General features: G+C 46.9%; 23 protein-coding genes, 2 tRNA genes and 1 pseudogene. 7 read left to right on the top strand and 19 right to left on the bottom strand.

The window, feature by feature from the left end; all coding sequences use genetic code 11:
- Window positions 1–7: 7 nt before the first annotated feature.
- The 6 genes from DXA93_RS13515 to DXA93_RS13490 form a co-directional block, all read right to left on the bottom strand.
- Window positions 8–193 carry a hypothetical protein gene (locus tag DXA93_RS13515; protein ID WP_055303624.1) on the bottom strand — a complete coding sequence of 62 codons (186 nt, stop codon included), beginning with the start codon at window positions 191–193 and terminating at the stop codon, window positions 8–10.
- A gap of 199 nt (window positions 194–392) precedes the next feature.
- Window positions 393–1,499 (bottom strand): plasmid recombination protein, encoded by a 1,107-nt coding sequence (locus DXA93_RS13510; protein WP_330427370.1) that lies wholly within the window; start codon window positions 1,497–1,499, stop codon window positions 393–395.
- A gap of 348 nt (window positions 1,500–1,847) precedes the next feature.
- Complete coding sequence (locus tag DXA93_RS13500) at window positions 1,848–2,063, bottom strand: hypothetical protein (RefSeq protein WP_031473406.1); 216 nt, start codon at window positions 2,061–2,063, stop codon at window positions 1,848–1,850.
- Window positions 2,064–2,463: 400 nt separating this feature from the next.
- Entirely contained in the window at window positions 2,464–2,766 is a 303-nt protein-coding gene (locus tag DXA93_RS20985; RefSeq protein WP_442857947.1) for a hypothetical protein, read from the bottom strand.
- A complete protein-coding gene (locus DXA93_RS13495; RefSeq protein ID WP_330427369.1) occupies window positions 2,658–3,827 on the bottom strand; it encodes a DUF5906 domain-containing protein in 1,170 nt (389 codons plus the stop codon). The genes DXA93_RS20985 and DXA93_RS13495 overlap by 109 nt, the downstream gene beginning before the upstream one ends.
- Complete coding sequence (locus DXA93_RS13490; protein WP_330415126.1) at window positions 3,802–4,245, bottom strand: DNA primase; 444 nt, start codon at window positions 4,243–4,245, stop codon at window positions 3,802–3,804. The genes DXA93_RS13495 and DXA93_RS13490 overlap by 26 nt, the downstream gene beginning before the upstream one ends.
- 397 nt (window positions 4,246–4,642) lie before the next feature.
- On the opposite strand from DXA93_RS13490, the gene DXA93_RS13485 reads away from it, so the two are divergent.
- The 7 genes from DXA93_RS13485 (at window position 4,643) to DXA93_RS13455 (ending at window position 10,824) form a co-directional block, all read left to right on the top strand.
- Window positions 4,643–5,746: a DUF6076 domain-containing protein gene (locus DXA93_RS13485; protein ID WP_119208565.1), complete on the top strand. Its 1,104-nt coding sequence runs from the start codon at window positions 4,643–4,645 to the stop codon at window positions 5,744–5,746.
- 125 nt (window positions 5,747–5,871) lie between these two features.
- A complete protein-coding gene (locus DXA93_RS13480; protein WP_119208562.1) occupies window positions 5,872–7,047 on the top strand; it encodes a hypothetical protein in 1,176 nt (391 codons plus the stop codon).
- A gap of 23 nt (window positions 7,048–7,070) precedes the next feature.
- Window positions 7,071–7,754 (top strand): response regulator transcription factor, encoded by a 684-nt coding sequence (locus DXA93_RS13475; protein WP_119208560.1) that lies wholly within the window; start codon window positions 7,071–7,073, stop codon window positions 7,752–7,754.
- A 67-nt stretch (window positions 7,755–7,821) separates the two neighbouring features.
- Entirely contained in the window at window positions 7,822–8,736 is a 915-nt protein-coding gene (locus DXA93_RS13470) for an ABC transporter ATP-binding protein (RefSeq protein WP_055303617.1), read from the top strand.
- On the top strand, window positions 8,729–9,565 hold the full coding sequence (locus tag DXA93_RS13465) for an ABC transporter permease subunit (protein ID WP_158583303.1): 837 nt from the start codon (window positions 8,729–8,731) through the stop codon (window positions 9,563–9,565). Before DXA93_RS13470 ends, DXA93_RS13465 begins: the two co-directional genes overlap by 8 nt.
- A 12-nt stretch (window positions 9,566–9,577) precedes the next feature.
- The gene (locus tag DXA93_RS13460; protein ID WP_055303615.1) at window positions 9,578–10,459 is read left to right on the top strand and encodes a sensor histidine kinase; all 882 of its coding nucleotides are present in this window, start codon (window positions 9,578–9,580) and stop codon (window positions 10,457–10,459) included.
- A gap of 38 nt (window positions 10,460–10,497) precedes the next feature.
- Window positions 10,498–10,824: a hypothetical protein gene (locus DXA93_RS13455; RefSeq protein ID WP_055303614.1), complete on the top strand. Its 327-nt coding sequence runs from the start codon at window positions 10,498–10,500 to the stop codon at window positions 10,822–10,824.
- 157 nt (window positions 10,825–10,981) lie between these two features.
- Here DXA93_RS13455 and DXA93_RS13450 read toward each other — a convergent pair whose 3' ends face one another.
- The 13 genes and pseudogenes from DXA93_RS13450 to purE form a co-directional block, all read right to left on the bottom strand.
- Window positions 10,982–11,215, bottom strand: a complete 234-nt coding sequence (locus DXA93_RS13450) for a DUF6061 family protein (RefSeq protein WP_055303613.1) — start codon at window positions 11,213–11,215, stop codon at window positions 10,982–10,984.
- Window positions 11,216–11,239: 24 nt separating this feature from the next.
- Complete coding sequence (gene rlmD / locus DXA93_RS13445; protein ID WP_119208557.1) at window positions 11,240–12,910, bottom strand: 23S rRNA (uracil(1939)-C(5))-methyltransferase RlmD; 1,671 nt, start codon at window positions 12,908–12,910, stop codon at window positions 11,240–11,242.
- 84 nt (window positions 12,911–12,994) lie between these two features.
- A complete protein-coding gene (locus tag DXA93_RS13440) occupies window positions 12,995–13,225 on the bottom strand; it encodes a hypothetical protein (protein ID WP_055227097.1) in 231 nt (76 codons plus the stop codon).
- A gap of 279 nt (window positions 13,226–13,504) precedes the next feature.
- Window positions 13,505–14,113 carry a YdcF family protein gene (locus DXA93_RS13435; RefSeq protein ID WP_117804313.1) on the bottom strand — a complete coding sequence of 203 codons (609 nt, stop codon included), beginning with the start codon at window positions 14,111–14,113 and terminating at the stop codon, window positions 13,505–13,507.
- 6 nt (window positions 14,114–14,119) lie between these two features.
- Window positions 14,120–15,252: pseudogene (gene rffA / locus DXA93_RS13430) on the bottom strand (dTDP-4-amino-4,6-dideoxygalactose transaminase).
- Between the two features lie 189 nt (window positions 15,253–15,441).
- Window positions 15,442–15,515: transfer RNA gene (locus DXA93_RS13425), tRNA-Met, on the bottom strand.
- A gap of 33 nt (window positions 15,516–15,548) precedes the next feature.
- Window positions 15,549–15,621: transfer RNA gene (locus tag DXA93_RS13420), tRNA-Val, on the bottom strand.
- A gap of 91 nt (window positions 15,622–15,712) precedes the next feature.
- Complete coding sequence (locus tag DXA93_RS17890; protein ID WP_022462017.1) at window positions 15,713–15,874, bottom strand: hypothetical protein; 162 nt, start codon at window positions 15,872–15,874, stop codon at window positions 15,713–15,715.
- 313 nt (window positions 15,875–16,187) lie between these two features.
- Window positions 16,188–16,661: an IS200/IS605 family transposase gene (tnpA, locus tag DXA93_RS13415; RefSeq protein ID WP_118556426.1), complete on the bottom strand. Its 474-nt coding sequence runs from the start codon at window positions 16,659–16,661 to the stop codon at window positions 16,188–16,190.
- 208 nt (window positions 16,662–16,869) lie between these two features.
- Window positions 16,870–18,141 (bottom strand): phosphoribosylamine--glycine ligase, encoded by a 1,272-nt coding sequence (gene purD / locus DXA93_RS13410; protein WP_119208555.1) that lies wholly within the window; start codon window positions 18,139–18,141, stop codon window positions 16,870–16,872.
- Between the two features lie 5 nt (window positions 18,142–18,146).
- Window positions 18,147–18,773 carry a phosphoribosylglycinamide formyltransferase gene (gene purN, locus DXA93_RS13405; RefSeq protein WP_022462015.1) on the bottom strand — a complete coding sequence of 209 codons (627 nt, stop codon included), beginning with the start codon at window positions 18,771–18,773 and terminating at the stop codon, window positions 18,147–18,149.
- Window positions 18,767–19,792, bottom strand: a complete 1,026-nt coding sequence (gene purM / locus DXA93_RS13400) for a phosphoribosylformylglycinamidine cyclo-ligase (protein ID WP_055221253.1) — start codon at window positions 19,790–19,792, stop codon at window positions 18,767–18,769. The genes purN and purM overlap by 7 nt, the downstream gene beginning before the upstream one ends.
- Before the next feature lie 25 nt (window positions 19,793–19,817).
- A complete protein-coding gene (purE, locus tag DXA93_RS13395; RefSeq protein WP_022462013.1) occupies window positions 19,818–20,324 on the bottom strand; it encodes a 5-(carboxyamino)imidazole ribonucleotide mutase in 507 nt (168 codons plus the stop codon).
- Window positions 20,325–20,379 lie beyond the last annotated feature (55 nt).

Genomic DNA, 20,379 nt, shown 5'->3' with positions numbered 1-20,379 from the left:
TAAATTTTTACGCAGCCTTATTCGTCAAAGGCTGTGCTTGATTACTTTCCTTGGAATGCTCCACTTTCTGAGGGGCATCCTGTTCCAATTTATCCAAAACCTGATGTCCATATTTCTGGAGCATCTGGCTCATAACATCCACACAGCGGACAAATGCCGCATTATATTTTGCATCCTCATAATATTTCTTCAATAGGCAGTTACCTCCATCAAATTTCCATGTCCTGTCCACGCTTACGGGCAGGTGCTTTGTGTTCCTGTGTTTCCTTTCCTCTGGCGAGGATGGAATTGATAAAAGCCCGAACCTTTTCGGATGCAATTTCCAGTGCATCCAGGAAAGGCTGGGCTTTTTGCTTCAACTCTTGATATTTTTTATTCGCTTCTTCACATCGCTACTTCCAAATGGATGCAGACTTTTGAGCAGATTCCAGTTTCCCTTTCAATCGCTCATTCTCTGCATGAAAGAGAATGCCGTTGGTGGCATAGCGTTTCAACGTGTCGCATTCATCCGGTGTCAGCGTGATATTGTTTCCGAACGTGGCTTTCTTGCCCATCGCTTCAATATCCTGCACCGTAAGTGCAATGGCCTTTGCTGCCTTGGTTTCCTTTTGCAGAGCTTCCAGTTTCTTTTTCTGCTTTTCCGTAGCAGCTTTAGCATCCTCCAAACTCTGTTCTGCCTGTGCCACCTGTCCTGTCACAGCTTCCAAACGCTGCTGTTCCGCCTGCACCTTAAACTGTGTCACCGTCAGATGTTCCTCGGTGCTGCCACGCTCTCCACGCTCCACATCGGTATATCCGGCAGCACGCATGAAATTAAAAAAGTCATCCTGCAACACGCTGTAGGATGACCTTAAAATCTTTTTTCCTTTTTCATTGAGCTTGGGATTTCCGTCCTCGTCAAGCACCGGTTTGGAGTCCCATTTCTTACTTCGGCTGACTTGTGTGATCGTTTCCTTTACCGTTCCCCGGAGAGCTTCATCCTTACATCGCTTCGACCAAAGGATCTGCTTTTCCACTACCGGAATATAAACCACATGGAGGTGATAGTGGTACACATCCTCGCCAAGAGCTTCGGACATTGCCCGGTTGTGCTCATCGGCGTGCATCACAGCAGAGAGGATATACTGCTCACCGCCTACGATCTCCACGGCGGCTTTATAGGCATCAGCATAAAACTGTTTTGCAAATTCATAGCCGCCGTGGTTGTAGAAATAAGCGGAGTTCACATCAAAAACCAACTCGCCGTATTTGATGGCATCCGGTTTCAGACCTCTGGTGGAGATCACGCCATCCTGTTCCATTTGCTCAAACATTTTCACATAATCATCGGTGGGAGTCTTGAAGTGAACATTCAGCGGAGTGCGTTCCGGCACAATGTCTTGATTGCTGTAACTGTCCTTTTCTCGCTCATTGTGTTCCTGTATTTTTGCCACATCGTCCGGTGTCGGTAAGTCCTGATTCCGGGCTACGGTGCGGTCTATTCCATCATTTCTTGCCATAGATTTTTTGTCCTTTCCTTAAAATTTGCAGACAGCGGGGAGCTGCGGAGAGGCACTTTTTCAAAGTGTAATAACCCACTATAACACTTTCATCCATACTGGCTGCAAAGTGCCGTGGGCTCTCCGAGGGCTCTCCCGAGGGGGAGTGCGGTTGCTGCGGCAACCTCTGCTGACCAATGCGAAAATGTCTGCAACTTTTCCCATGGTCAGCCCGTCTGCATGAAGCTGTTCCGGTGAACTTCTCTTTGCAGACGGCGGCAGCGAAAAGCGTATCTTTCACTGCCATCCATAGACAGCACTGCGGTGTGCCTATGGGGACGGGAACTACGAGGGGATGTTGCCGGGGCATCACTTCTCCCGTCTTTGCTGCCATACGATGTCGTATCCCAGCACATCGGCAAGCTCCAATACTTCCTTGTATCGGATGCTTTCCCGCTGTAATTTTGCGGACAGGTTGGAAACGCTGTCGCTCCAACCGTACTCGTCCGAGAGCAGGTCAACTACTTCCTGCATAGTCATTCCAGCACGGATGATCTGTGCCTTGATTTCGTTGCGTACATTCATATTGTAAATTCCTCCATATTTTTGATTTACAATTCGGTGCAAAGGCTACTCCCCAAAGCGGAGCAGATGCACCGAACAGTGAAAAATCTGCTTTCTCCAAAATCGCTTTCATTTTGTGAGTGCGATACTCTGTCCATACAGGCATATATCCCACTTTGCTGTTCCGTGGGATTTTGTCTGAAACAGTGAAAACACCCATTGTTTCGTAAACTGGGTGCATGGTTTGGAGAAGCACGATTTGGTGAAATGGTTTCGTCCTGCGGTCAAGAACTTTGCTGTTTCCATTACCATTGATTTTCAATGCCCGAAAACAGGTCAGTTCTGACAGCTGATTATTCCTATAAAAAAGGAAAACAGGTAAAACGCTGTGTACATACATACAGAAAACGAAAGACAGGAATCAGTCCTGCCATTCCTCCGGTACGTACGTACATGGCGAAACGTCGTAAAACCCGTTTATATTAGGTCGTGCCACAGCTTCCACACCCATAAATCCCCATACCCGCCGTCCGGCTGAGTTGGTGATGTTGTTGCAATGCTCCAAATTAAATTTCTTTGCATTGGCAACCATGGTATCGCTGAAGCTGCGGGATTTCAGAGGGGCAAGGGAGTTTTCCTCACACCACAGGCGATAGATAGCGTAAAAGTCCTTGGAACTGATGGACGCATCCGCCTTGCGCCGGATATATCCCTCGGAATCCATGAAGTCAAAAATGTTGTTATTGTCACGCTTGACCGCTTCCCGGTTTTCACGGATGCGGTCGCTCTCCGTAAACTTAAAGTTGTTGGCAACAAGCCTTCAAATGCCCAGAGGAAAATCCCCTCGGCTTCGGCTTTCATCTTCTCTGCAAGATCGGGATCGTCGGCTCTGTCCACGGGCTTTTCCTTGGTAGTCAGCACAAGCTGTCTACGGTAAAAACCATCGCTACGGTCATACAGGGCTTGCAGATCGCCATTGCTGAATGCCATCAACCGGGCGAACATCCAGCCCTGATAGCTCTGTTTACCTTTGCGTTCCAAATCCATCTTGCCCTGTGCGGTTACAATGGATTTTACATAGTTGGTCTGGCGCAGAGCTTCCATCCGCATATCATCATCCACGCACAGCAGGATGTGTTCCAGATCGGCACGGGCGAAGCGGTTTTCGGAAATTTTACCGATACTGCCGTCTTTCATATTCGTGCCGAATATGGTGGACAGCACTGCACCGATTTGAGATTTGCCCTCGCCGCCGTTGCCCTTAATCACCATCATGCGCTGCCCCTTGTTGGAGGGAATCAGGCAGTAGCCGATAAACTCCTGCAAGGTGGGAATATCTTCTTCATAGAGCAAACCGTCCAAAAAGTTCAGCCACAGAGCAGGTGCAGCAGCGTTTGGATTGTAGGAAACAGGCAAGCGGCTCTGTACGATTTCCTTTTTCCCCTCGATAAATCTTCCATCCAGCATGAGCGTTCCGTTGGCAACATGGATGCGGTCAGGCTGGGGAGGAAGATCCTCAACCATGGCTTCCAGTTTCAGCAATTCCATGATGTTTTTGATCTTCTGCGGTACGCTGCTGATGGTGTAGCTTTTCAGCTTTTCGTAGACCTCGCCCCGCAGGACAATATCATCCGTTACCCGTCCATTGGGCGTAAAGAAAGCCCTGTTTGCAAAGATGATTCTGCTCTCTTGCAGAAATTCTTCACAAAACAGAGCTTCATTGATATTCTGCCCATCAAACCAGACAGGCAAATTCATATCAGGCGTTTTCCGGTTCTTCGCCATGGTGTGCCACCTCCTTTTTCTTTCGTGCAGTGTACTCTTTCAGAAAGTCGATATACCCGTCCTTCATCAGTTTGTCCACAACAGCTACACGCTGTTCCAATTCGCCCACGGTCAGCACATCTGCCATATATTCGATATGGCAGTGCATCTGGCAGGCTTCCACAAAACGGTCATCATAAGGCTCGTCCGGTGTCTTTGGTGCATAGCGCACTTTCCAATCCTCCAACAGATGCAGATAATCCGTCAGCACCCGGAAACACAGCATTTCATCCTCCCGGAACTGACGGATATAGGGACGCTTTGGCTTGACCATAGCTGCGGCAGTGGGCGGTTTCGGGTCAAGCCCAAAGTCCGCAGCCAGCTTTTGCACTGCTTCATGGTTACTCAGATTGAACAGCTTTGCCACAAGGTCGATCACGTCTCCCTTGGCTCCGCAACCGAAGCAGAAGAATAATCTTCATTCAGCTTCAAGCTCGGATGCCGGTCATTGTGGAATGGGCAGCAAGTCATACCGCTGCGGTTGACTTTCAGCCATAGTGCTCGGCAGCTTGCTTCACGCTGATCGCCGCCTTGATGTTTTCATAGATTGTCATAGAAAAACCTCCGTTCATAATAGTCTGGAAAGCACGAAGCACCCGCCGTGATTGGCAGGTGCTTCGCCCTTTCTACTATGGTTATGACGGATTTGAAAAAAAGCAGGCTAAAAGCAGGACAACCTCATTTCAAAAAACAGGACAACTTATCTGATGATGTAGATTTCTTCACATTTGCATGGTATAATTAGAAAAGTGAAAAAACAGGACAGGAGGGCAAGCATGAATCAAGAACTGATGACATTGGATTTTTGGCAGGATACGGTCATATATGAGGGCAAAATATTTCCTATCGGTACTCTTGCCTGTGATGCGCTGAATGTTCCTGCGGATACCCTCGCAAGAATGAACGAGCAATGCGAGAAAATCAATCTACTGCTTGGAATGTTAAACGCCGGACAGGATGCTTCCGCACTCTTTCCTATGGCAAAGGAAGCTGTGCTGACAATGGTGGATATTCTCAGCGAAACGCCGCCGTTCTCCAATATGAATATTCCAAAACATAGAGAACGGATTGAAAAAGTCTTTACTGCGGACAATGCGCTGAAATATATGGAGTTTGCCATAAAAGCCGCAACTAATTCCTTGCAGTTTGAAGAAATCCCGAACTATGCCGATGCAATGATGCTCCAACCATATACTGCTGTATTCGGGCATCTGGCATACTCCCTTGGGGAATACCAAACCGCAATGCTTGATTTTGCGGAAAAATCAGACGGAAATGAAGCAGACCGTACCGCAGAGGGCTTCGCCAGAATGTTCGGCAGCTATTTCCCGCCGGAGTTCTCTATCACGGAGGGCAATGCCTGGATGTCTACCCTGAACAATTCCGTTCAGTATGTATCGGTCATCCGTCCCGGCGAAAAAGTTGCAAAGCTCGTCAAGCGAATCCATTATGTATCCTTTGTGGGGATGTTCCGGTCTGATCTCTTTGAGGGCTTGTGTGTCGGTCATGCACCGAAGAAATGTAAAATTTGCGGCAAATGGTTTCTGACAACCAACGCAAGGCACACCAAATACTGCGGCGGCTATGCGCCGGGGGACAAGCTACACCGCACCTGCCGACAGATCGGCAATCTGAAAGGCAGAGAACAACGGGAGCTTGCAGACGATCATCCTGTTATCCAGATATACGAAAAGCGGCTGAATACCATAAACCGCTATATCAAGCGTGGCAAACTGGATGAGGATTTAGCAGAGGTTATGAAGAAACTGGCGAAAGATAAGATGCTCCGGGCAAAAAGTAATGTCGCTTATGCCAAGGGAACTTATGAGAAAGAAATGGAACAGGTTGCTTTGAAGAAAGAAGCCCAAAAGTGCATTTGAATTTGTTAGGAGGAACAGTCAATGAAAATAGGATTTTTGTTTTTCTTGGTTTTCTGTATAATTGCAATTTTTGCGAGTAAGAAAAAGAAATAAATTTGAAATTGGACGTTGAAAGGAGGTGCGCTATGCTAAGTGATTTTACATGGAATATGACCGGATACATACCAAAATACGCTGTCAATCCGCACGGTGATGGTATCATTCCCTATATGGCAGAGCGCATCTTCCAACTGGAACCGGAGCCGCCAGCGGTGGGCAGTCTGAATGAATATATCCTGTCTGCCTTGCGGGAAAAGAATTTGATATATTTCTCGTTCTTCCTCCACCATTATGAGCCACAGCTCAATAAGCGCATCAAAGGCTTTTGGGGTGTGGATGGCGGCGATCTGTACGATACAGACCGTTTTATAGATATAAAGCTCTCCTGCAGGGAACAAATGCTCCAAAAGCTGATGGACTATGATCCTGCCAAGGGTGCGGAGTATGCTACATACATTTTCCCGTTCATCCGGGATGCTATGCTCCGCTTCCGCATGGGCGAAGAAAAATGGTCGGTATCCTCTCTGACCAATTATAAAATGGTGCGGTCAATGGCTTGGCTGTACCATAACACCAAGGATGCGGTCAGCGAGTTTTCCAAAAAGTATAACTGTGACTTTGCCCTTGCGGAAGAATATCTGAGAGTTGTTCGAGGTATCCGCAATCAGCAACCATTCTATGTGACAGATGAGGACGGCGAGGAAACGGGCGAAGATGTTGCTCTTGATGATACTTGGAACTACTCCGACATCCTCTGGAACGGCATACAGGCAGAAAAGGTGCAGCGAGCTTTTGATAAGCTGAACTACCGGGAACAGACCTTGCTTGAAAAGCGGCTGGCAATCTGCATGACCTGCGGGCATGTCGGCTCATGGAAAGGCCGTCCCACCTTTGAGGAACTGGCTGTAATGTTTGAGGGCAGCACTGCCAGCGGTGCGGAGCGAGCCTACCGCAGAGCAGTGGACAAACTGACAGAATTGTTGGTTGCCGAGGGCACAATCCATGCTGTCCGCTTGAAACAGAAATCCAAGACCAAACGAAAAAAGAAAATCGCCACCGCAATCTACGAATACCAAGCAGACTGCGACGGCGAATGGGGCCAGATTTCATTTGATTTTGAGAACGGCACATCAGAAATAGTCCGACTTGCCGATTGGGATACAATGAAAACAAACCGCTTTGCGAACAAGGCAATAGCCTACCTTCTAAACTGCGAAAACGAGAAGTTGCCAAAGGAAACGATAGTAGCGTTTGAACTATAAAAGGAAATTGACGAGGAACGAGAATGAAAACAATCGCAATCATAGATGATGATATTCATATTGGAGATATGCTGAGAGAAGTGCTGGTGCAAGAGGGCTATTCTGTTCTTCGTGCATACTCCGGCACAGAAGCGTTATATCTTCTTTCACAAAACAAGCCCGATTTGGTGCTGCTGGATCTGATGTTGCCGGGATTGTCTGGCGAGGAAGTTCTGCCCCACATTGAGAACATTCCTGTTATCGTTCTCAGCGCAAAAGTAGATGTGCAAGACAAGGTAAATCTTCTGCTGGGCGGTGCGGCAGATTACATGACCAAGCCTTTTGATACAAAGGAGCTTCTTGCCCGTATCACTGTTCAGCTCCGCAAGGCAGAACAACATGGCGAAACCAAATCTCTTTCCGTTGGCGATTTGGTTTTGGATATGGTTTCCCTTTCTCTGACAGTACAGGAGCAGCCTGTGAAGCTGACCCGAACGGAGTATGCCATCTTAAAACTGCTGATGGAAAATCCCAAACAGGTAATTTCAAAGAGTGTCCTGCTTGACAGAATCAGTCTGGACACACCCAACTGCACCGAGCGTTCTTTGAAGCAGCACATCAGCAATCTTCGTAAAAAGATGCAGGATGTCAGCGGTGTAGACTATATCGAAACAGTCTGGGGAATTGGTTTCAAATTGGCAGAACAAAAAATCTTGACCAAATCTTGACGTTTTTCTTGACCACTTTCTTGACTTTTGTTTTGTAAACTTAGGTCAGCAAAGGAGGTAATACAATATGAACTATATTTTGCAAACAAACAGCCTGACAAAAAAGTATAAAAACTTTCAGGCATTGAATGGTCTTACTATGAATGTTCCCAAAGGTTCCATCTATGGCTTTGTGGGAAAGAACGGCGCTGGTAAGACAACCCTGATCCGCTTGATCTGCGGATTGCAGGAACCGACTTCCGGTAGCTTTTCTCTGTACGGCATCCGCAATGACAGCAAGGATATTATCAAATCCCGCCGTCGCATGGGTGCTGTGGTGGAAACACCGTCCATCTACATGGATATGACTGCGGAGGAAAATCTGAAGCACCAGTATCTCATTCTTGGTCTGCCATCATTTGATTGTATTCAGGAATTGTTGAAGCTGGTAGGTCTCGACAACACGGGAGAGAAAAAAGCGAAGAACTTCTCCCTCGGTATGAAGCAGCGTCTGGGCATCGCTATCGCATTAGCCGGTGATCCCGACTTTCTTGTTCTTGATGAGCCTGTAAATGGTCTCGACCCTCAGGGTATTGTGGAAATGCGAGAACTGATTTTGAAGTTGAACCGAGAAAAACAGATTACAGTTCTTATTTCCAGTCACATTCTGGATGAACTTTCCCGTCTGGCTACTCATTACGGTATCATTGATAATGGTCGCATGGTGAAGGAACTGAGTGCAGAAGAACTGGACACAGTTTGCCGCAAGTGTGTCCGCATGGAAGTGACCGATACTTCTACTCTGGCTCGTGTGCTGGATTCCATGAATCTGGAATATAAAATTATCTCCGCAACAACAGCCGATGTGTTCGCAAAGATCAATGTGACACAGCTGACCGTTGTACTGGCAAAGGAAAACTGCGAAGTGCTGTCTATGCAGGAAAAAGATGAAAGTTTGGAGAGTTATTACATCTCTCTGGTTGGAGGTGATAATAATGCGTAAACTTTTTCGAGCAGCCTTTTACCGTACAGAGAATAAAAAAATGATTCGAATAGAATTAGTGATTGCTGTATTGCTTTCCGCATTCATCATCCTCAACGGTTACTTCCAGACGAATTTGACTAATGCATACATCTATAAGCTGGTCGCCCGTTTTTTTGGATATTCACCCCTGATGGGACCATTTATCGCCGTATTTGCCGCATATTTGTGGGGAACAGACTATGAATATGGAACTCTGCGCAATGAACTAATCTGCGGACACACTCGTGAAGAAGTTTATTTTTCCAATCTTCTCCTGACCATATGTGCTGGACTGAGTACTGCACTAATCTGGTTGATAGTTAATGGGATGCTGGGTATTCCGCTACTGGGTACGGCAAGCCTGAACCTCTCTTTGGGAGAGATGGCATTTTATATTTTTTCAAGCCTTTTGATGGTCGTTGCACTCTCCAGCGTATGTTGTCTGTTGGCAAGTCTGGCGGAGAACAAAAACTCAGCGACACTTCTTTGTCTGGGAGCTGTAGCTGCAATGGTCATAATCGGGATGCTCCTTTATGATCGTTTTGCAGAACCAGAGTTATTGGATGGATGGATGTGGAGTGATACAGACCCAACTGTGCGATGGCATCCCCAAAATATCAAATTCATCGGTGGAACATTTCGTATCCTGCTGGAATTTCTTATCTGTCTGACACCTGGAGGACAAGGTGTAATTCTTTGCGAAGAAGGGGTGGAACACCTGATTTTTCTTCCATTGTGCTCTGCGTTTGTAATTTTTTCAACATCTCTTATAGGAAGTCGTTCCTTTAAGAAAAAGAACCTAAAGTAAGGAGGTAGAAAGATGTTCCCTTGGATTTTGTGTTGTATTTTGTTAATTGTTGTATTTTTTCTAATCACAAAGATTATTTTTATAGAAAAAAGTATTGATGAAATTCATACAGAATTCCAGGAACGTCTTTCCTCCGACACAAACACTCTGATTGATATTTCTTCCAGCGACCCTCATCTGAGAAAACTGGCTTCGGAGATTAATATCCAGCTTCGATTGCTCCGCAAGGAACGCCATCGTTACCAACAGGGCGATCTGGAACTGAAAGAAGCTATCACCAATATTTCCCATGACCTGAGAACTCCGCTTACGGCGATAAACGGTTATCTTGACCTATTGGAACGAGAGGAAAAAAGCGAAACGGTACACTGCTATCTTTCTCAAATCCAAAACAGAACAGATGTTTTAAAAAATCTAACCGAAGAACTATTCAGATATAGTGTGGTTACTTCTTTTCAGGAACTGAAACCAGAACGTATGGATGTTGTCCGGGCATTGGAGGAAAGTCTGCTGTCTTTCTATGCGGTCATGCAGGAAAAAGGCATCCAACCGGAAATCGAATTGCCGGAGGAACCGGTTTTCCGTGAACTGGATGCAGGTGCGGTCAACCGTATCTTTTCCAACATTATCAGCAATGCGCTGAAATACTCTGACGGCGATCTGTCCGTAGTCATGGATAAGAACGGCTGTGTTACATTCAGCAACACGGCGCACAATCTGAATTATGTGACGGTCGGCAGATTGTTTGACCGTTTCTATACAGTAGAAGCCAGTCGCAATTCAACCGGTTTGGGATTGTCCATCGCCAAGCTGCTGATTGAGCGTATGGGCGGAAGTATTGGAGCAATCTACAACAATGACAAACTGCAAATCAAGATAATCTTTGCAAAATGAAATAAAAAAGAGTTTATATGAACGGAGGTGTTTTGATTATGAAGAAATACTTGAAGGAGATACTAATACTCTTAATTCAATTATTTATGTTTTATGTATTTCCATTATTTGCAGGACCAACAGACGTTATGGGAATGATAGTTTTGCTTATTTTAGCAACATTATTGCTTTCAATTCTAATTGGCAGCATTTCAAATCTGAAAGTAAAGTACTTGTATCCAATAATCATAGCAATTACATTTGTGCCATCTGTGTTTATATACTATAACGAGACAGCATTGATACATTCGCTTTGGTATTTGGCAGTATCATCCTTTGGTTTGATAATCGGCATGGTCATTCATAAATTGATTCTTAAAAAGTAGAAAGAGCAAAACTTTCAAAGGCTACCCAGTCAAAAAGATTGGATAGCCTTTATTTATGTTTTCTAAAATTAAAGTTGAATATCTGCCTTAGCCAATAACTATGGGCTTAGAGGTTTAGTGAGCCAGGCAAATCGCTCCAATCGCCGTATCCACAGATTTATACTCTGTAACAGTTTTTCAAATAGGTTTTGGAATCTCCGTTCAATATCAAATCAGCATATCCAATCGGGTCATTGTAAATCAGATAATCCAGTTCCGACCTCTGATACATATTGTCGGCAACCTCGTTCTCAACCGCAATCGTATCAATCGCAATCATACTACCATCAAAGAATTTCAGTTCCACACAAGCGGTATCCATGTTAAACTTACAAGAAATCAATCTATCCATAAGAAACCTCCATTTTACGGGATGTTATATCATCCCAAAATATTTGAATGCTTCTCGGATTGCTTTCTCTTTTTCCGGTGGACACAGAGGCTGTCTGGAATCTTCGGACTTCGGCAGATTGTAGTTCTTACCAACCTCAATCCCACATTTCCGCTTAATCTGTGAGATATACAGGTTTGATACCTTTAATCCGCTATGTTCCAGTACATAGTCCTTGATCTGCGTGTAGGTTGCCCCATCTTGAAATTCGGACATATCCATATCTTCTAAAGAGAACTCAACCCGAATCTTTTTCGAGTCGACCTCACCCTTGGAAAGCAAAACAACCGTCTCGCAGTGCACCGTTCCCGGAAACATATCAACACAGCAGACTTTTTCTACACGGTATCCATATTTTGCAAACTCTACCAGATCCCGCGCAAGAGAAGTCGGCTTGCAGGAGATGTAAAGCATTTTTTCACACCTATATAAATCAACTATCTTCGGCAGAGCCTTCGGATGGATTCCTTCGCGCGGTGGATCAAGAACGATGAAGTCCGGTTTTTCTTCGATTTCATCGATCACCTTCAGCACGTCTCCGGCGAGGAAACTGCAGTTGGTAAGGCCGTTTGCCTCTGCGTTCTCTTTTGCAGCTGTAACAGCTTCTTCCACGATTTCCACGCCGATCACTTCTTTTGCGACCGGTGCAAGGATCTGGGCGATGGTTCCGGTTCCGCTGTAGAGGTCGAAGATCGTGCGGTCTTTCGTCTCGCCGACGAACTCGCGGGCGGTGCTGTAGAGAACTTCCGCGCCAAGGGAATTGGTCTGGAAGAAGGAGAACGGGGTGATCTTGAATTTCAGTCCGAGGAGTTCTTCATAGAAGTAGTCCTGTCCGTAGAGCACTTTTGTCTCATCGCTCTTTACAACATCTGCCAGGGAATCATTTATGATATGGAGGAATCCGACAACCTTTCCTTCCAGCGGCAGACCAAGCACTTCCTGCACGAGCGGCATCAGATCCCACTCTTCCTGGCTTGTGGTGACGAGATTTACCAGGATTTCTCCGGTATTCTCGGCTCTTCGCACCAGCAGGTGGCGCAGGTAACCCTCGTGGCTTATCTTGTGGTAGTAACTTGCGTTCCGCTCTTTAAAGTACGCCAGCACGCAGGTCAGAATCTTTGTGAAATCCTCATGCACGATTTTGCAGTCGCACGCGGTCAGGACATCGTATGTGCTTCCCTTTTTATGAAGTCCGAGAGACAACGGGCCGTCCTTGTATTCATCGCCGAAGGAAAACTCCATTTTATTCCGGTATGCAAACTCCTTCGGACTTCCCTTGATTCCAAGGAACGGATAATCGGCCTCCCCCGCCTCATTGACCTGGCCGGCCTCCACGAGGGCATCGTCGAGCAGTTTTTTCACCTGACCGGCCTTCATTGCAAGCTGATCCTCATAACTCATCGTCTGGTACATGCATCCGCCGCAGGACGGGAAAATACTGCAGACCGAATCGCGCTTTTCCATCGGGGATTTTTCTGTTACTTCGAGCAGGCGGCCCTCCATGCGGTTCTTTCTTTTTTTGTTGATCTGAAAGCGGATCTTCTGTCCCGGAATTGCATTTTTCACGGTAACCGTCTCGCCCTCCACATGTACACGTCCTTTATTCGGGAAATCGATTCTTTCCACAACTCCCTCGTAAATTTCTCCTTTTTTCATTCTCTTCTCCTTCTATGTCAAACTGATTTCCGGACAGAAAAACTCCGGTACCACGTTCCGGCACCGGAGTTTCTTTTTTCCATCCTACTTATCTTCGTCTTCATCCTCGAAGTAATCGTCGAAATCGTCATCGAAATCATCTTCGAAGTCTTCCAGATAATCCGGAGTTACAAACCGGTATACTGCGTATGCGATTCCTGCAACTGCCGCTACCGCTCCGACAATGGCAAGGACCCATAAAATCACGTTTTTCGGTTTTTCGCTCTCACGTTCTCTCTGTTTTAAAAGCTCTAATACTTCATCAATCTTATTCATACTGTCCACCAACCTTTGCTTTAGATTAGAAACTTAACTTAACGATAGTATACCATACGAGCCGCAATTTTACCACAATTTCCGCTCTTTTTTATAAATCTTTTCGTTTCACTCACAATCGGTATTTTCACGGAGTCTGACATGTCGAGAATAGTTCGACTGTGACTTTCCTCATGTCAGTGGAGGATACCGATTTCTCTCCGCCTACCACTGCCGTTATGTTTCTTTTAACAATTCATCCCACCGCTTTAGAAGCGGGGGACTTCTTGTCTACTGGTGTTAAAATTCAGAATCCGCCGGCAGTTCCCGCAGAATCTTGTGGAACTGACCGCCGCAGCGCTCCATTTCTCCTAACACCTGGTCGATCCATTCACCCTTTGTATGCCAGTTTTCTCTGGTGAACTCAATATCCGAAGGACAGACAAAAAACTCTGTCTCCGGGTAGACAAGCTGGTAATACAGAATACACCGTCTCGCATGGAGATTCCGGCAGCAGAGGATCGCTTTTTTTACCTTGATGCCCGCCGCATCTGTCACTTCCCGTGACCGCAGTGCATTTTCATACGTATACGTCGCCTGGTCTTCGCGCAGAATCGCTTTCTCCGGCACGCCGTTTTTCTGCAGTACCGTCCGCAGAAACTCCCACTCGGTTTCATAGTTCCCGCCGTACTGCTCCGCAAGATCCTGTACACCGGCGAAATGCCCGAGCACAGTACTGTATCTTCCCGACGGAAGCACATACGGCGCAAATCCTTCTTTCCAGAGTTCTGCCGCGTGCGCCGCCATCTGCGGATATCCGTTTCCCGGCACAAAAATCACATCGGCTTTCTGCGGCTCATCCTTCACGAAAATATAGTCCGTAAAGTAGTTTAAAAACTTCTCATACATGAAATGTTACCACTCTTTAAAGTCCATGAGGCACTCTACGACATATGCCATATCCTGTTCAGACAGGCTGTAGAACATCGGCAGACGCATCAGGCGCTCGCTCTCTTTTGTTGTGTATTTGTCCTCTCCGTGGAAAACACCGAACTTCTGTCCGGCCGGGGAGGTATGGAGCGGAACGTAATGGAAGACACACATCACACCGCGCTCTTTCATATAGTTGATCAGTTTTGTACGCACTTCCAGATTTCTTGCCTTGATGAAGTACATATGTGCATTATGTACACAGCCTTCCGGCACAACCGGCTGCTCGATCTTTCCAGCCTCAGCCAGCGGACGGAGCTGCTCATGGTAATAGTTGTAGATGGCCATCCGCTTTCTGTCGATTTTCTCATGTTCCTCGAGTTCTGCAAGCAGGTAAGCCGCATTCATATCACTCGGCAGATAGGAGGAACCGTAGTCGATCCAGGTATATTTGTCGATCTGTCCGCGGAAAAACTTGCTGCGGTTCGTTCCCTTTTCACGAAGGATCTCTGCTTTTTCCAGATAATTCTCATCCTGGAACAGCAGCGCGCCGCCCTCTCCCATCGTATAGTTTTTCGTCTCATGGAGCTGTAGCAGCCAAAATCGCCGATCGTTCCAAGGGCTTTTCCCTTGTAGTACGCGCTCACGCCCTGTGCCGCATCCTCTACAACCTTCAGGTTATGGCGTTTTGCAATATCCATGATGGTATCCATTTCACAGGCAACGCCCGCATAGTGAACCGGAACAATCGCTTTTGTTTTTTCGGTGATAGCATCCTCAATCTTGGTCTCGTCGATGTTCATCGTATCCGGACGGATATCCACGTAGACGATTTTTGCTCCGCGCAGAACGAAGGCATCTGCAGTGGAAACAAACGTGTAGGACGGCATGATCACTTCGTCGCCCGGCTGAATCTCAGACAGGTAAGCTGCCATTTCCAGTGCATGGGTGCAGGATGTCGTAAGCATCGCATGTTTTACGTTGAAATTGTCCTGCATCCAGGCAGAACATTTCTTCGTAAAAGGACCGTCGCCGCACAGCTTGTTGTTTTCCTCTGCCGCCTGGCGGATGTATTCCAGTTCTGTTCCAATAAAAGGTGGTTTATTAAACTCTATCATTGTTTTTTCCTTATCTTTCTTCTATCCATTACTGTTTTATTTACTTTCAGAGCCCAAAACAAGCTCCTAGGTAGTCTCATTTTCTCACAAATCCCTGTGGATTTCAAGACACGATTTTGACATGACAGCCATATCATCATACTGTCCATAAAGCCAAAAGAACCCTTGATTTCTCAAGGGTTCCGCAAGTAGCGAGAGGGGGATTCGAACCCTCGACACCGCGGGTATGAACCGCGTGCTCTAGCCAACTGAGCTATCTCGCCATATTGATTTTCAACACCGTTTTTCATAAAATATGGGGCCTATAGGGCTCGAACCTATGACCCTCTGCTTGTAAGGCAGATGCTCTCCCAGCTGAGCTAAGACCCCACATCGGTGTTTTGTCTGTTGGCTTTTTATCTGTATCACCAACCGACTTCGTTAGTATAGCATTCCACCCGCCAAATGTCAACACTAATTTTCAAATTTTTTCGATTTTTTTCAACTTTTTCTCCCGCCACTCTTTCAGGTACTGCTCCTGTTCCAGATCTTCCCGTTCTTTCTCCCATCCTGCCGCCCGGCAGAGCGTCCATGCAAGCAGAAGAAATACGGCAAAAATCCCCGCCAGACAAACGATTCCCATCTTTTCTGACCGCCTTTCCTGTTTTGATTCTGCTAAAAAGCAAAGGATCTCCTTACTATTGTATCCGGAACGGCGGCGCTTTATTCCCTTTTCAGAATAAAGTCATGACCACCCGCTTAGCGGGTGGCATGTTCTCCCCCTAGAAGGGGATATTACCTGCTTGCGCCCGGAAGGCGCACTGAAGTCTGCTAACTGCACCACATTTACAGCAGCCCCCAAACTGGGGGCTTTTTCAGTGCTTCCTTACTCCGGCGCAGCCTCAAAAGAGGCTTGCTGGTTTGCTTTGACTTCCTACTTCCGCTCCAAGCGGGATTTACTTATTGTATTTCTTCACCGGCTCACCCGTGAACGGGTCGATATACTCTACTAATGACATCTGGTCATACTGTAAATCCTCTTTTAACTGATTCTGAATATACTCTTTGATTTTTGCAGTATTTTTCCCCACTGTGTCTACATAATATCCACGGCACCAGAAATGCCTGTTTCCATACTTATATTTTAAATTTGCATGGCGTTCAAATATCATCAGGGAACTTTTTCCCTTTAAATATCCTACTATTTCTGATACAGAATACTTTGGCGGAATTCTTACAAGCATATGTATATGATCTGGGCAGCATTCTGCTTCAATAATTTCAATTCCTTTTCTTCGGCATAATGATCCCAAGATTTCTCCTACATCTGCTCTTATTGCTTTATAAATTATCTGTCTCCGATATTTTGGTGCAAATACGATATGATACTTGCATTCCCATTTTGTATGAGCTAAACTATTCACGTCCATTATTTGGACCTCCTGTGCTTTCATTTGTGGTTTTGCAGACCCACATCTATATTAGCACAGGAGCTCATACTTATATCTAAAGATTATTCCCACCACCTGCATAGCAGGTGGTTTATTTTATTGTCATACAAAGAAAAAGTCGCCAGATTTCCCTTTCACCGGGATTCTGGCGACTCCATTTTACTCAAAATTAAAATTCACATTCACGTTACGCTTCGTCAATCGCTTTTCCAATATCATGGCGGTAATATTTATTGTCAAAGTCAACCCAGTCAACAGCCTTATATGCATTCGCACGTGCCTCTTTCAGGGTATCGCCAAGTGCTGTCACGCCGAGGACACGGCCTCCGTTTGTCACGATCTCGCCGTCTTTGAACTTCGTTCCTGCATGGAAGCAGTAATAGCCCTCATGCTCTTTGAACGTCTCGAGTCCGCGGATCGGGAATCCTTTTTCGTAGGAAACCGGATAACCGTTCGAAGCCAGTACGATGCAGACACACGCATTATCTGCAAACTGCAGGTCGATCTGGTCGAGAGTTCCGTCGATGCAGGCTTCAAATACATCAATGATGTCTGTCTTCATACGAGGAAGCACAACCTGTGCCTCCGGATCGCCGAAGCGGGCATTGTACTCGAGCACCTTCGGTCCGTCCGGTGTCAGCATCAGTCCGAAGAAGATAACTCCCTTAAACGGTCTTCCCTCGGCTGCCATCGCATCTACGGTCGGCTGATAGATATATTTCTTACAGAACTTATCCACTTCTTCGGTATAAAACGGACTCGGGGAGAAGTTGCCCATACCGCCAGTGTTCAGGCCGGTGTCGCCGTCTCCTGCTCTCTTGTGGTCCTGTGCGGAACTCATCGTCTTGATCGTCTTTCCATCCACAAAGGAGAGAACGGAAACCTCACGTCCCGTCATAAACTCCTCGATGACCATCTCGTTTCCGGCACTGCCGAATTTCTTGTCGAGCATGATCGTCTTGACGCCCTCTTTTGCTTCCTCTAAGGTATTGCAGATCAGAACGCCTTTTCCAAGAGCCAGACCGTCGGCTTTCAGCACGATCGGGAATTTTGCAGTCTCGAGATATTTCTCTGCCGCTTCCGGATCGGAGAATGTCTCGTATGCCGCCGTCGGGATATGGTATTTTTTCATCAGGTCTTTGGAGAACGCTTTCGATCCTTCCAGGATTGCCGCATTCTTTCTTGGTCCGAATACGCGCAGTCCCTCTGCCTCAAACACATCGACAACACCGCCGACCAGCGGATCATCCATGCCGATGACGGTCAGGTCAATCTCTTTTTCTTTCGCAAAAGCAACGAGCTTGTCAAACTCCATCGCTGCAATATCGACACACTCTGCGTACTCCGCAATTCCTGCGTTTCCAGGAGCGCAGTAAATCTTGTCTACCTTCGGGCTCTGCGCCACCTTCCAGGCAATCGCATGCTCTCTTCCGCCGCTTCCTACAATCAGTACTTTCATCGCTCTTACTCCTTTATCTTTACGTGTCCGTCTTCTACCGTTACTTTTCCGTTTGCAATCAGATCAATCGCACGCGGCATGATGACCCACTCGGCCTCTTCCATGACGCGCTGCTGCAGTGCCTTCGGTGTATCGCCCTCGTGCACTTCGACTGCCTTCTGCAGAATAATCGGGCCGGTGTCTGTTCCGCCGTCCACAAAATGAACCGTCGCTCCCGTCACTTTGACGCCGCGGGATAATACGCCCTCGTGCACTTTCAGTCCGTAATAGCCCGTTCCGCAGAACGACGGAATGAGGGACGGATGAATGTTGATGATCTTATTCGGATAAGCATCCACAATGCTCTGCGGGATCACAACCAGGCATCCTGCGAGCACAACGAGATCGACGTTGTACGACTGCAGTTTCGCCAGCAGTGCCTCGTTGAATGCTTCTCTCGATGCAAAGGTCTTCGGGGAAAGGCATACCGCATCAATCTCCTTCTTTTTCGCACGCTCCAGCGCATACGCTCCTGCATTGTTGCTGATGACAACGGAAACCTCCGCGTTTGTGATGGTTCCCTCGTCAATCGCATCCAGAATCGCCTGCAGGTTCGTGCCGCCGCCGGAGACGAGAACTGCTAATCTTAGCATAACTGTACTCCTTTTTCTCCGTTTTCAATGTGGCCGATCACATATGGCGTATCTCCTGTGGAACGGATGGCTTTCATCGCTGCGTCTACATCTTCCGGATCAACAGCCAGTACCATACCGATACCCATATTGAAGGTGTTGTACATCATCTGCTCGTCGATATTGCCTTTCTTTGCCATCAGATCAAAGATCGGCGGTACGGTGTAGCTGTCTTTCTGTACAACGGCTACGGTATTGTCTTTGAGCATACGCGGAATGTTCTCGTAGAAGCCGCCTCCGGTGATGTGGCTGCATGCTTTTACGGTTACACCGGCATCTTTGATGGCGCGGAGTGCTTTTACGTAGATACGGGTCGGTGCAAGCAGGGTCTCGCCGAGGGTTGCGCCGAGCTCATCATAGTATGTATTTAAAGAATCTTTTGTCATATCGAAAACTTTGCGGACAAGAGAAAATCCGTTGCTGTGAACGCCGGTGGAAGCCATGCCGATCAGTACGTCTCCGGCTGCCAGATTTTCACCGGTAATCATGTCTTTCTTGTCACATACGCCGACAGCAAAACCTGCCAGATCGTACTCATCCTCCGGCATCAGGCCCGGATGCTCTGCGGTCTCACCGCCGATCAGTGCCGCATCGGACTGCAGACAGCCTTCTGCAACGCCTTTTACGATCGAAGCTATCTTCTCCGGATAGTTCTTTCCGCATGCGATGTAGTCGAGGAAGAACAGCGGTTCTCCGCCGGCACATGCGATATCGTTCACACACATGGCAACGGCATCAATGCCGATGGTGTCGTGTTTATCAAGAATCATGGCGAGCTTCACCTTGGTTCCGCATCCGTCTGTACCGGAAAGCAGCACCGGCTCTTCCATTTCTTTGATTTTTGCCAGGGAAAAAGCGCCTGAAAAACCGCCAAGGCCGCCTAATACCTCCGGGCGCATGGTTTTCTTTACATGCTCTTTCATTAATTCTACTGATTTGTATCCAGCTTCAATATCTACTCCTGCGTTCTTGTAATCCATGGTGAACCTCCCTTGTCCTTTGTTTTTATTTACTGTAGTTACGGTATCCTGTTTCCTGCAGTTTTGCGTCTTTTGCCTCAACCTGCTCTTTCATTTCCTGTGTATATGCTTTCAGTTTTGCAAGCAGTTCCGGATCGGAAGTTGCAAGAATCTTTGCTGCCAGGATTCCGGCATTGGCACCGCCATTGATGGCAACGGTTGCTACCGGAATGCCGCTCGGCATCTGTACGATGGAGTACAGGGAATCACGACCTCCAAGCGATGTGGTATGCATCGGAATTCCGATGACCGGCATTGGGAAAATAGCTGCGCACATACCCGGCAGATGAGCTGCCATACCTGCGCCTGCAATGATAACCTTGAAGCCTTTCTCCTCTGCGGTTTTTGCATATTCGAAAAATACATCCGGCTCGCGGTGTGCGGAGATGATTTTCATCTCGTACTCAATTCCAAATTTTTCCAGCATGTCGGCTGCTTTGCTCATTACCGGCATATCAGAGTCGCTGCCCATCACAATTCCTACTTTAGCCATGTTGTTCTCCTTTTCTGATTAACTGTTCTAAGCGTTATTCATTAGTTATGCTTAT

It is taken from the genome of Blautia sp. OF09-25XD, assembly GCF_003482095.1.
Lineage (GTDB): Bacteria > Bacillota > Clostridia > Lachnospirales > Lachnospiraceae > Fusicatenibacter > Fusicatenibacter saccharivorans.
This window is presented reverse-complemented; position numbering and strand designations above follow the sequence as displayed.